General features: G+C 55.9%; 9 protein-coding genes. 8 read left to right on the top strand and 1 reads right to left on the bottom strand.

Annotated features, from left to right (window positions below; translation table 11 throughout):
- Nucleotides 1-81 precede the first annotated feature (81 nt).
- From lptF to AD928_RS13000, 8 genes are all read left to right on the top strand, one after another.
- The gene (gene lptF, locus AD928_RS13035) at nt 82-1227 is read left to right on the top strand and encodes an LPS export ABC transporter permease LptF (RefSeq protein ID WP_062251004.1); all 1146 of its coding nucleotides are present in this window, start codon (nt 82-84) and stop codon (nt 1225-1227) included.
- A gap of 17 nt (nt 1228-1244) precedes the next feature.
- Complete coding sequence (lptG, locus tag AD928_RS13030) at nt 1245-2357, top strand: LPS export ABC transporter permease LptG (protein WP_062251003.1); 1113 nt, start codon at nt 1245-1247, stop codon at nt 2355-2357.
- Between the two features lie 6 nt (nt 2358-2363).
- Nucleotides 2364-4691 (top strand): LPS-assembly protein LptD, encoded by a 2328-nt coding sequence (locus AD928_RS13025; protein WP_062251149.1) that lies wholly within the window; start codon nt 2364-2366, stop codon nt 4689-4691.
- Nucleotides 4692-4771: 80 nt separating this feature from the next.
- The gene (locus AD928_RS13020; protein ID WP_062251148.1) at nt 4772-6127 is read left to right on the top strand and encodes a peptidylprolyl isomerase; all 1356 of its coding nucleotides are present in this window, start codon (nt 4772-4774) and stop codon (nt 6125-6127) included.
- A complete protein-coding gene (gene rsmA / locus AD928_RS13015; RefSeq protein WP_062251002.1) occupies nt 6124-6963 on the top strand; it encodes a 16S rRNA (adenine(1518)-N(6)/adenine(1519)-N(6))-dimethyltransferase RsmA in 840 nt (279 codons plus the stop codon). Before AD928_RS13020 ends, rsmA begins: the two co-directional genes overlap by 4 nt.
- 223 nt (nt 6964-7186) lie before the next feature.
- The gene (locus AD928_RS13010; protein WP_062251001.1) at nt 7187-8800 is read left to right on the top strand and encodes a CHASE2 domain-containing protein; all 1614 of its coding nucleotides are present in this window, start codon (nt 7187-7189) and stop codon (nt 8798-8800) included.
- Between the two features lie 38 nt (nt 8801-8838).
- On the top strand, nt 8839-9219 hold the full coding sequence (locus tag AD928_RS13005) for a hypothetical protein (protein ID WP_062251000.1): 381 nt from the start codon (nt 8839-8841) through the stop codon (nt 9217-9219).
- A 21-nt stretch (nt 9220-9240) separates the two neighbouring features.
- Nucleotides 9241-10728 carry a M48 family metallopeptidase gene (locus tag AD928_RS13000; RefSeq protein WP_062250999.1) on the top strand — a complete coding sequence of 496 codons (1488 nt, stop codon included), beginning with the start codon at nt 9241-9243 and terminating at the stop codon, nt 10726-10728.
- Nucleotides 10729-10798: 70 nt separating this feature from the next.
- On the opposite strand, the gene AD928_RS12995 is transcribed toward AD928_RS13000, so the two are convergent.
- Nucleotides 10799-12004: an SAM-dependent methyltransferase gene (locus tag AD928_RS12995; protein ID WP_062250998.1), complete on the bottom strand. Its 1206-nt coding sequence runs from the start codon at nt 12002-12004 to the stop codon at nt 10799-10801.
- Between the last annotated feature and the right edge of the window lie 60 nt (nt 12005-12064).

The following is a 12064-nucleotide window of genomic DNA, read 5'->3' as shown; positions in this document are numbered from 1 at the left end:
ACCACTCTTCCTCTCCCGCCCTCATTATTCTGTCACAAGGGGGTGTTGCTCTGAGAGAGGGAGCGGGTAGATAAGACAGATATGACCGTCCGTTCATTTCCATCATGGCTGAAAGCACGCGTCTCCACGCTGGACCGCTACGTGTTTCATCAGCTTCTGATTGCCCTTCTGGCCACCACCGGGGGGCTGGCGGCGCTTATCTGGCTGATGCAATCGCTGCGCTTTGTCTCGCTGGTGGTCGATCGCGGATTGTCCCTGCGGGTCTTTATCGAGCTGACCAGCCTGCTTATTCCCTCTTTTGTCGCCGTTGTGCTGCCCATCACCACGTTTGTGGTCAGCCTGTTTGTCTATCAACGGCTGGCAGGAGACCGGGAACTGACGGTGATGCGCGCCGCAGGGCTTTCGCCCATTGCTCTGGCGCGCCCCGGCCTGACCTGCGCCCTGATGGCGACATTTATCGGGTTTTTGCTCAATCTGTGGGTCGTGCCCGTCTCCTACCATCACTTCCGGCAGTTTGAATTCCAGATCCGGAACAAGATGGCGGCTTTCATGCTGCAGGAAGGCGTCTTCACCAAAGTTTCAGACGTGATGACGGTCTATATCCGTGAGCGCAGCCATGACGGCACGCTGCACGGCATTGTGGTGGAGGATGACCGCCAGCCCAACAGCCGCGCCACAATTCTGGCCAATCGCGGCACCATGATGATTGTCAACGACACACCCCGCGTCATCCTGTATGACGGCTCCCGTCAGGTGATCGACCATAAAACGGGGCGTCTGGATATGCTGGTTTTTCAACAGGATTCCATGGATCTCTCCTCCACACATCAGGAAGACTCCCGCTTCCGCGATGCGGCGGAAATGTCCCTGCATGAACTGCTGAACCCGGACCCAAAAGAGGTCGCCCCGCGTGATACCGGCAAGTTCAAGGTGGAGGGCTGGCGCAGGCTAACCTCCCCACTCACCTGCTTCTCCTTTGCCATGGTCGGCCTGTTTGCTGTGCTGCGCGGGGTGTTCTCGCGCCACGGTAACATCAAGCGCCCACTGGCTGCTGTGCTCAGCGTGGTCGGATTGCTGGCGTTCAACCTGCTGCTGCAAAATCTTGCCAGCCGGAATATGGCGCTCATTCCGCTTATCCCGCTGGTGGCCCTGCTGCCCGGCTTAGCGTGTGCGGCCATCCTGTTTGTGCCGGAGCTGCGCCTCCGCTCCAGCACCCGCACGGTCTGAGGAAGAACGCGCCCCTTATGGTTGTCTCCGTCACCCTCTCGCTCTACATCGCGCGCCAGTTCGTCTTTTCCGTCGTGGCCATGATTGCGTCACTGACCGGCATTGTCTGCCTGTTCGACTTTATCGATCTGCTGCGCCGCGTTGCGACCCGGCCGGACGTTTCCACCAATGTGGTGACAGAAATTGCAGCCCTGCACGTCCCCTATTTTTCTGTGGAAATCCTGCCGTTCGGTATTCTGCTGGGGGGCATTATCTGCTTCTGGCGGCTGACCCGCTCTTCAGAGTTGATTGTGGCCCGTGCCGCCGGTATTTCCGCATGGCAGTTTCTGGCCGGCCCTCTGGCCTGCGCCATGCTGATCGGCACCATCGCAACAGCCCTGATCTCCCCGCTCTCCTCCGCCATGTATCGCCGGGCGGAAGAGCTGGACCAGCAATATCTGCGCACCGGCGGCGGCCCTCTCAGCCTGTCCAGCGGCTCCCTGTGGCTGCGGCAGGCAGACAGCCAGTATGACCCAAAAGGCGTGGCGATCCTGCATGCCCGTGGTGTGCAGCTGGAGAAAGGGATTCTGCACATTCATGATGTCAGCGTTTTCCGGCTGGACCGGAACGACAAGCTGGTCATGAGAATCGAATCGCCTGATGGCATTCTGGGGGACCGCGTCTGGGAACTGAAAAGCGCGCAGACCGTCCGCCCGAATGAAATTCTTCATCCCCTCGGCCAGATGAATCTGCCGACTGATCTGACAGTCGCCCGTGTGCAGGAAAGTTTTTCCTCGCCGGAAACCCTCTCTGTCTGGGCTCTTCCGAGCTTTATCGCGTTGCTGGACCGCTCCGGATTTTCTTCCATCCGCCACCGGATTCACTTCCAGTCTCTGCTCGCGCTCCCTATGCTGGCAGGCACTATGGCTCTTGTGGCAGCAGGGTTTTCCATGCGTCCAACACGGCGCGGCGGCGTAGCTCAGATGATCGGGTCTGGCGTTGCGGCAGGATTTCTGCTTTTCACAGTATCAAAAGTTGCGGAGCAGTTTGGTAACTCCGGCGCCCTTCCCCCCGTTCTGGCGGCATGGGCTCCTACTGTTGCCGGGCTTTGCCTCGCTATCTCACTGCTTCTTCATCTGGAGGATGGCTGATTGACCGTGGCCTCTCGGCCTTCCCGTTTCCGGCTTCTGCACCGCCGGCGCACGCTTGCCGCCGCCACGGCGCTGGGAGGCATGACCGCGTGCATTCTGGTCGTAACGCCCAAGGAGGCGCACGCCCAGTTCAGGCCGCAACCGATGCACCTGAACACCGGCGCCAAAACGTCCCCTGATGAACCGGCCACCTTCCAGTCTGACAGCGTGGACTATGATGACCACGCTAACACGGTCACCTGGACTGGCAATGTGCAGGTCTGGCAGGGCGACCATGTGCTGCGCGCGGACAAGATTGTTTTTGACCGGGATACCGGCATTGTCGCCGCACGTGGCAACGTGGCCACCATCCAGCCGGATGGCTCAGTCATGTACGCCAATTATGCGGAACTGACCGGCAATATGCGCGACGGCATTATGCTGCACGTCAATGCGCGCCTGCCGGAAAACGCCAAGCTGGCCGCCAACGGCCTGCGTCGGACCGGCGGCAAGGTCAACGTCATGAGCCGCGCGGTCTATACGGCCTGCGAAATCTGCGAAAAAGACAAGACGCGCGCGCCGTTCTGGCAGTTCCGCGCCTATGACGCCACGCAGGATCTTCAGCACGAGCGGATTGATTTCCGGGATACGTTTATCGATATTTTCGGTATCCCCGTCATCTATCTGCCCTACTTCTCCATGACGGACCCCTCCTCCAAACGGCATAGCGGCTTCCTCATGCCGGGCGTGACCCCGCATGACCGCTATCTGGGCACCTACTTCACCATCCCCTATTACTGGGTGCTGGATGATACGTCCGACGTCACGGTGCAGGGGCTGTTCTCTACCAAAACAGGCCCGCAGCTCAGCGCGCAGTACAGAAAGCTCTTCAACTTCGGCATGCTGAATGTGCAGGGAGGTATCGCTTACGATACCCACCGCTCCAGCAGCTACACCAACAACTTCGGGGAACCTGTCGGCCGGGGTAACGGCCATGGTATGCAGGGCTATATTTTTGCCAATGGCCAGTTCTCCATCAACAAATACTGGCGCGCCGGGGCCAATATTAATCTGGCCACATCCGCGGACTATATGCGCGATTACCGTGTGCAGGGTTATGGTTCGGACACCCTGAACTCCAACGCCTATCTGGAAGGCTTTGGCACCGGCGCTTACAGCCGCGTGGACGCCCAGTATTATCAGGGCCTGAACCAGGGTGTTATCCGCAACTCGGACCTGCCGTTCGTGCTGCCGCGCTATACCTATAGCTACCTCGGGCAGCCCGATGCGTGGGGCGGCCGTTTTGGGGTATCCACCACGGACTTCAACGTCCGGCGTGACAACGGCACCTCCGACATGCGCGGCCAGCTTGCGCTGAACTGGGATCGCCCGTTTACCAACCGTCTGGGCCAGAAGTTCCTGCTGACCCTGCATCTGGATTCCATGGTCTACCGGGCCCGCAAGCTTTACCAGCAGCCCAACTTCTACAAAACCGGCGCAACCTCCGTCAGCGGGCAGGTTCTGCCGACCATCGCGCTGAAGACCAACTGGCCGTTCATCCGCACGTTTGAACATGGCCACGGCACGCAGATTCTGGAACCGATCGTGCAGGCCATTTACGCCCCCAACACCGGGGCCGGCACAAACGACAACATTCCGAACGAAGACAGTCTGGCCTACGAATTTACGGATTCAACCCTGTTCTCGCTCAACCGCTATCAGGGCACGGACAGGCTGGATGGCGGGCTGCGTGGCAATGTTGGCATGCATGCCAACTGGACGTGGGACGGTCATGAAATCGACCTGCTGGGCGGCGCCAGTTTCCAGGAGCATATTACGCAGGACCGCCTGCCCTATTCCGGGCTGGACCACCATGTGTCTGACATCGTGGCCCGCGCGCGCGTTGTCCCCAATCAGTATTTCGACTTCACGGCGCGTATGCGGCTGAACCCCTACACGTCCAAGTTTGACTTCGGGGATGCGCTGTTCAGCGCCGGGGTGCCGCACTTCCGCGTCCGGGGCGGGTATATCTATGAGCCGGTCACCCCGTACTACTATTACGCAACCGATTACCGCTCTTCCGGCCCGACGCAGCTCTATTACGTACGCACCAGCGAGCTGAGCGGCGGCTTCTCCACCGACTGGGCCAACTGGCACCTGTCCGGCTTTGCCCGCCGCAGTCTCTCCCGTAAGGAATTTGTCTCTCTGGGCGGCGATATCGGCTATAACAATGACTGCTTCGGCCTTGATTTCATGTATCTCAAACAATACACGTCCATCGGTGGTCAGCAGCGTAACTCGACTTATCTGTTCACTGTCAGCTTCAAAACGCTGGGGGCGTTTGGTCTCAAATGATCAGTGCTTCAAAAAACCCGTCGTCTCCGGTATTCAAGATTATTCCCGTTCTCCAGCGGAAAGCTGAAAGACTGTCCTGCATGCGTCTGCGCTCTCTTACACTGGCCTGCTCCCTTACGGCTCTGACACTGGCCTCCGTTGCCAATGCTGCCCCCCATACCCATACCGGGCAGACACAGGCGGCGTCCGCCTCCTCAACCCAGGCCAAAGCGCCCCTCCCGGACGACACCATTATTGCCGTGGTCAACAGCATTCCGCTGACCACGCGTGATGTGAACAATCGCGGCAAGCTGTTCGCGCTCTCAACCGGTCTGCCGGTTAATGATGAGCTGATGCAGCGCCTGCGCCCGCAGATTATCCGCCAGCTGATTGATGAACGCCTGCGCACGCAGGAAATTCTCTCCCGCCATATCAACACGCCGCCCGAACAGATTGCCGCCGCCATTGCCGGGATTGAACGCCGCAACGGTATGCCGGAAAACGCCCTGCGTGATCGACTGGCGCAGGACGGTGTCTCCCTGACGACCCTGATCGACCAGATCCGGGTCCAGATTGGCTGGGTGCAGGTGCTGCGGCAGGAGCTTGGGGCGCGTGGCCGCGTCTCCGCAAAAGAAATTGCTCAGCGTGAAGATGCTCTGAAGCGGCAGGATGGCCGGACAGAATATAACCTGAGCGAAATCTTCGTGAAGGTGGAAGATCCGCGCCACGCGGAAGAAGAGCTGGCCTTTACCAACACCGTTATCCAGGAACTGCGCAAAGGCGCGCCTTTCCCGATTGTGGCGGCCCAGTTCTCCCAGAGCCAGACGGCTCTGGATGGCGGTTCCATGGGCTGGGTGCAGGAAGATGAGCTGGACCCGGCTGTGATCGACATGATCAAACAGATGCCGGTGGGCGCTGGCGCTATCTCCAACCCCATCAAGGTGCCCGGCGGGTTTGTGATTATCACGGTTAATGGCAAGCGGATTATCGGCCACCAGCCGGGACATGTCATTTCCATTCGTCAGGCTTTCCTGCCGTTTGATGCCGAGCTCAACCCGGAACACATTACGCCCCAGCAGCAGCAGACCCTGCAAAAAGCCGTCAAAATTGCGCAGACTGTGCATTCCTGTGACGAAGTGGCCGCCATCAACCAGCAGAATGGGGAAAGAAGACCGTCTGACCCCGGTGAGCTCCAGCTGGAACGCATGAACCCGCAGATGCGCGGCCTGCTGGAATCCCTGCCACTGAACAAGGTCTCCCGCCCTCTGGTTTCCACGGATGGGATTGACCTGATCATGGTCTGCTCCAAAAAAGAGAAGAACTTTGCCGACCGCTCACCCAGCGAAATTGCTGACCAGCTGATGAATGAACGCGTGGAGCAGACAGCTCGCCAGCTGGACAGTGATCTGCACCGCAAAGCCATGATCGACATGCGTATCAAGCTGAAGGGCGTATGACGTCCCTCTCCGGTCTTGAAAGCTTAAAGGACGTTATCAGCCGCCACGGGCTGGACGCCCGTAAGGCGCTTGGTCAGCACTTTCTGCTTGATCCTGATATCACCAACCGCATTGCCGCTCTGGCAGGCACGCTGGACGGGCGGCATGTGGTGGAAGTGGGCCCCGGCCCCGGTGGCCTGACGCGTGCGCTACTGGGCACCAAAGCGGCCTTCGTCACAGCCGTGGAAGTTGATCCGCGTGCCGCCGAAATTATCCGCGAACTCATCGCCTTCTACCCCGACCGCCTGAAACTGGTGGAAGCAGACGCTCTCAAACAGGATCTGACAACCCTGTGCCCTGCTCCCCGGCATATTGTCGCCAACCTGCCTTATAATGTCGCTACGCCCCTGCTGGTCGGCTGGCTGCGACAGGGGAGCGCGTGGGAACGCCTCACCCTCATGTTCCAGCTCGAAGTTGTCGAGCGAATTTGCGCGCAGCCAGGCTCATCCCATTACGGGCGGCTGGGTGTTCTGGCCCAGTGGTGTGCGCAATGTGCAATTGTCATGAAGCTGCCGCCGGGGGCGTTTTCTCCGCCGCCTGCGGTCTGGTCTGCTGTTGTCAGCATCACGCCCCATGCCCAGCAGCCTGAACCTGCCCTGTTCAAGGCCATGGAACGGGTCACCGCCGCCGCCTTTGGGCAGCGCCGCAAAATGCTGCGTGGCTCCCTGAAAGGGCTGCACGGTGAGCGCCTGCTGGCTGAAACCGGCATTGACGGCACCCGCCGGGCCGAAACGCTTACCATCGCGGAATTTGACAGCCTCGCCCGCACGCATCTGGTTCTTTCTGCCAAAAACTAAAAGTAAAACGCAGGGCACTCTGCCCAATACCCTGCCATGCACCCAGAGTATGACACATACCCTATTGGGGTAACTTGCCTCTTCATCACAATCAATTAGAAAAAAAAATAAATTTATCGTTATATTCCAGAAAGATTCTATTTTGGCATATCAATTCAATAATAACATATTAACCAAAGAAGAAAAAAATAATATATCATCAAAAAAGATAATTCTTGGAACTTTGTATTTCATAATACTTTTAGTTTACTGGTTTGTTTTTAAATATTACGATCCAATAGGTCTGGAAAACGCCACAAAAAGTGCATCGTCTCAGTTTTTTTCAGCTATTACAGAACCATTTTATGGCTATGGGCAGGGCGATCGGACGCAGTCCCATGTTGCCGTTGTCGAAATTTCTGATGAAACGCTGAAAGCCGAACAGGAAACATGGCCTGTTTCCTATCATCGTGAAGCATACTGGCTCCGTCATATTATTGAAGCCCACCCTGCCGCCGTACTGGTCGACATCTATTTTGACGGTGAGCGACAGGGTGACAGCCTGCATGCTTTTGACAGCGTTTTAGCTGAAGCCAAAGAGCTTGGTATTCCCATTTTTTTCGTGCGCGGCATGGCGACAGAACTGGCTCATGATCTGCCTCCGGTTCTTGCGCCCTATCAGGTCTATTCCGGCTGGGAGACCGAAAAAAGCAATATGTATCCGCTGCTGGTTTCCGCACCGCAGGATAAAGGAAAAAAATATCCCACCCCAGCTTTTGCCATGTATTCCACCCTATGCGAGGGCGCATGGAAAAATGCCTGTAAAGCGGGCGAAGAATTTGAAGAACCTCTCTTTGTCAGATGGGGTGTTTATACCGACCCGCTTCAAAAAATTGCCTTTGATGGAGAAAGCGGGGAGTGTCGCGATTCCCATGCAGGCGGTCTGGCTCGTCTGTTCCGCGCTGTAAATACCGGCGCGCATGCCCTGAGCGGCAAATGGGAACCGCCGGAAGATAATCGGTGCTTCTATGCCCTCACGCTGGATGCAGCCAGGCTGGATGCGCTCTCCCCGCTTACCAAGCAGCCTTACACTGATATGCTGCGCAACAGAGCCGTCTTTTTTGGCGGAGATCTGCAAGCTATCCATGATGTAACCACAGCACCTGCCATTGGTCAGGTTCCGGCCGTGCAGTTGCATGCCATGGCGTTTGATAACCTCATAACCTATGGCGCTGGTTATTTTCATGAAGCATCCAGATTTGGCGAATTCCACATTTTTGGCCATGCCATTGAACTGGACAATGCCGAAGCGCTGGAACTTGGGATCTGGATGCTTCTCAGCCTCGTTCTTGTGCGTGCCTCTCTGTCCGACACACAGCAAGGGGCAGAGCATTCTGGCACGCCAACGCATGACGAAAGGAAAGCGGCTTTTCCGCAGCAGCCTGAAAGCGCCCAGCCCCAGACCGCACCCAGCCCTCTCTCCGGGCTCAAAAAAATCCGTATCAAATATCTTGTCGCTGCGGCGTTGGCTGTCTCTGGCTTTTTGTATGACAGTTTTTGCAGGGGTTACTTCTCGCTCACAGTTCTGATCTTCTACGTCCTGCTGTTCCTGACCATGATCTGCATGCCCGTGGAATTTGAAACACAGACATATACTATGAAGATCCGCCAGACACTCTGCGTGTGTTCTCTGGTTTATTGCGTCAATGAACTGTTCCTGCATCTGCCCAATGCAGACTGGATTGGGCTCGCCCTGCTCTGGTTCACCGTCCCCGAAGTGAATGAAGAAAACAGCTTCGTAAAATCGACGGATAAATTCATCTCTGAAAAATTTCCTTGCCTGAAAAAGCAGAGATGAGAGCATTTTTTTAATCTTTAGAGAGAATTTTTACGAAAATGAAAAAAGCATCCTTCCTCCTTTTCTGCACTGTCAGCATTGCCGGGACAACAGGCGCTTTTACAAAAGCATTTTGTGCGGATACCCCCAATGTTGTCACGGATGTGTTCAGTGACCCAGTCAAAGTAAAACACGCGGCGCATGATAACGCGGTGGAAATTCCAGCATCAGCATTACTTAACCATCCTGTGCTGGGTGTTGACCCGACAGATGGCTGGCTTCAGGTCCAGACAGATCAGGGTGTCGTTCTGGTCAAACCCAGCAAAGTTGGGACCAGTGGAAAAGTCGCCACTCCCAAGACCACGAATTGCGCTCTGCTAAGCCCCTCCTCACGAGCCGCCAACAATGAAACTCCCGGCCTGGCTTCAGGCTGCCGTTAAGTCATCAGGATTTATTTAAGCATGCGCTCTTTAAAAACAGCCTTATTGCTCAGCATCTTTTCAGGTTTTCTGCTGTCTGGCACCGCTCTGGCGGCCCCTGACATTCCCTCAAAAGGGACGTATCTGGCTGTCCTGAAAGACGATGTGACGTATGAAACAGTTGATGAAGGTCCGGAACTTCTGGATCCCAACAACAAATATGTTATGGGCGTCATTTCAGATCCCTATACCGTTGGTTACCTGAAAAGCATTACAGAAAAACTTCTGGCAGGCTGGCCCTATACCAGACCGCGACTGGATGTTTATATCCAGCCCAGCAGCCAGTTTAACAGTGATGCCACGGCAGGCGGCGCTCTGGTTTTTACAACCGGCATGCTGGACTTTCTGGCAACCCACCCCGATTTCCAGTCAGAAGACTGCCTGGCTTTTGTCGTCGCGCATGAACTGGCCCATGTGCTGCTGAATCACCCGACGGACATTCGTCATTCCAAAAGCGCCATGAACCGTACCAATGGCGCCCTTCAAGTCATGGCGACGGTTGCCCGTGTTGCCAAGTCCGTTAATCAGCAGGCCTCTCTGGCCTATCTGGCAGATACCGGTCTTGTGGACATGACGCAGGAATACGTCTTCCCCATCTGGCAGCGAGATCAGGAAGTTCAGGCCGATACGCTTGCAATCGACCTGATGGCAAAAGCCGGATATTCTGTTGATAAAGCCCTTACTGTTCTTGAAATTTTCAAACAGCAGGAGCAGGCCGCTCACGACAAACAGCTTGAAGCCGACCATAATTTTTTTAAAAATGTTGGCGAGATGGCAGACCCGGTCAACGGTTTCATTCAGCAAGGACTGGGCTGGATTGGCCGCAACGTAAAAAACGGCATTAACGATCTGGCAGATACGCACCCCTCTGGTGCTAAACGGCTTAAAAAAGCCCGTTCTTACATCAACCGTGAATATGACGATCAGGACGCGCAGATTACGCAGGCCCCTTTCCAGAAATTTATCAGCAATCCGGCCTATCAGCATCTGATTGCTGACGTCGGGGTGCTGAATACCGTTCAGACGCAGGAACTGGCACAAAAAACAGATCCGTCTCATGCCGCTTCCGCCAAGGAAGAACTGATGGAATTGAAAACTCTCCGATCCCCGGCCGCAATCAACAGCCAGTATGCGTTTTATCTGAAAATGGCGGCCTCCGTAGCAGAGGGTCAGGGCGCTAAATACGTCCCTCTGCTGAAGAAGGCCTATGACCGCCCGGACGTTACAGAAGATATTGCCAAACTGTATGCCGCCTCTCTTGCCCAGAGGAAGCAATATCCGCAGGCTCTGGCAACGTATGAAGACATCCAGACCCGTTTTCATGACGATGAGATGTATGCATACCGCATCAAGGTCACCAAAGAACAAGACAGCAAAGCTGGCACGGCTGGCCTCATGGTACGTTGTCTGGCCACAGGTGATGACGATGTCAAAACCCTGTGCAGCGCTGCACAGGACGGCAAACTGTAAAAAGCCGAATAAAAAGCCTGCCGGATTTTGTCCGGCAGGCTTTTTTATTCCTTCACGAATAGTCCGAAGTTTATTTTTCCGCCTCTGCCATATAATCCCGCGTCAGCGGCACCGCATTAATGGAGCGGGCAATCTGCATCTGGAAGTTCATGTGCCCCTGCACGTGGAAGGACAGTTCTGCGGCGTCCAGATAAAACTCAAACATCCGCGCAAACCGTTCATCATACAGCGCTACAGCTTTGGCACGGTTGGCCGCAAAGCGCTCCCTCCAGATAGCGATGGTCTTGGCGTAGTGTAGCCGCAGAATTTCGCAATCCGTCACCCACAGGCCAGACCGCTCCACGGCTGCAAAGGCTTCACTCAGAGACGGTGAATACCCACCGGGGAAGATATATTTGTTGATCCACGGGTTGGTCGTGCCGGGGCCGTCATTCCGCCCGATGGAATGCACAAGGGCCACGCCATCATCTGTCAGGTTGTTTTTCAGAATTTCGAAAAACTGGTGGTAGTGATGCACGCCCACATGCTCGAACATGCCAACAGAGACAATCCGGTCAAACCGCCGGTTAAGATTGCGGTAATCGAGCATTTCAAAGCGCACACGCCCTTCTAAGCCCTCTTCCTTCGCACGGCGGCGGGCAATGGTCAGCTGCTCTTCTGAAAGCGTAATGCCGGTCACAATCGCACCGTAATCCCGCGCCAGTGTCAGCGCCATACCGCCCCAGCCGCAGCCAATATCCAGAACTTCCAGCCCCGGCTTGTTCAGCAGTAGCTTGGAGGCAATATGCTTTTTCTTGGCTTCCTGCGCCTCATCCAGCGTTTCATCACCCCGGCGAAAATATGCGCAGGAATACTGCTTATCCTTGTCCAGAAACAGGTCATATAGACGGCTATCCAGATCATAATGATGCGCCACGTTCTGACGGGCACGTTTGATCGGGTTGAACTGGATCCAGTTCCGGCAGGCATAGCGAAACGTACTGGCAATCTGCTCCGGCAAATGGCCGGGAGACATGGCATTGAGCATCAGCAGGTCCAGCAGCTGATACAGCGTGCAATCCATCGGCTGGATGCCACCATTCATATAGCCTTCGCCAAAGGCCAGACCGGGGTTCATGGCCAGAGCGCGCGCACTGGCATTATCCACCAGCTTCATCCCGGCCTCAGGACCCGGCTTGCTGCCACGATAATGCGTCAGGCTTCCATCGGGCCAGGCAACATGCAGCAGCCCCGAGGAAATGAAGTGCCGTAATATCCGGTCCAGAATGCGGTTCATGCACTTACTCCGTCATGGCCATGAAAATACGTGATGATAAAACACAAAAAAGGGCCCGGA

Origin of the sequence: Acetobacter cerevisiae (assembly GCF_001580535.1) — a bacterium.
Lineage (GTDB): Bacteria > Pseudomonadota > Alphaproteobacteria > Acetobacterales > Acetobacteraceae > Acetobacter > Acetobacter cerevisiae.
Note: the sequence above shows the minus strand (reverse complement) of the source record. Positions and strands in the feature narration are given on the sequence as shown.

Excerpts from the sequence above, each read along its gene's own strand:
- AD928_RS13000 (WP_062250999.1), top strand. The coding sequence starts at position 9,241 with ATGCGCTCTTTAAAAACAGCCTTATTGCTCAGCATCTTTTCAGGTTTT.
- lptG (WP_062251003.1), top strand. The coding sequence starts at position 1,245 with ATGGTTGTCTCCGTCACCCTCTCGCTCTACATCGCGCGCCAGTTCGTC.
- AD928_RS13020 (WP_062251148.1), top strand. The coding sequence starts at position 4,772 with ATGCGTCTGCGCTCTCTTACACTGGCCTGCTCCCTTACGGCTCTGACA.
- lptF (WP_062251004.1), top strand. The coding sequence starts at position 82 with ATGACCGTCCGTTCATTTCCATCATGGCTGAAAGCACGCGTCTCCACG.
- AD928_RS13005 (WP_062251000.1), top strand. The coding sequence starts at position 8,839 with ATGAAAAAAGCATCCTTCCTCCTTTTCTGCACTGTCAGCATTGCCGGG.
- AD928_RS12995 (WP_062250998.1), bottom strand. The coding sequence starts at position 12,004 with ATGAACCGCATTCTGGACCGGATATTACGGCACTTCATTTCCTCGGGG.
- rsmA (WP_062251002.1), top strand. The coding sequence starts at position 6,124 with ATGACGTCCCTCTCCGGTCTTGAAAGCTTAAAGGACGTTATCAGCCGC.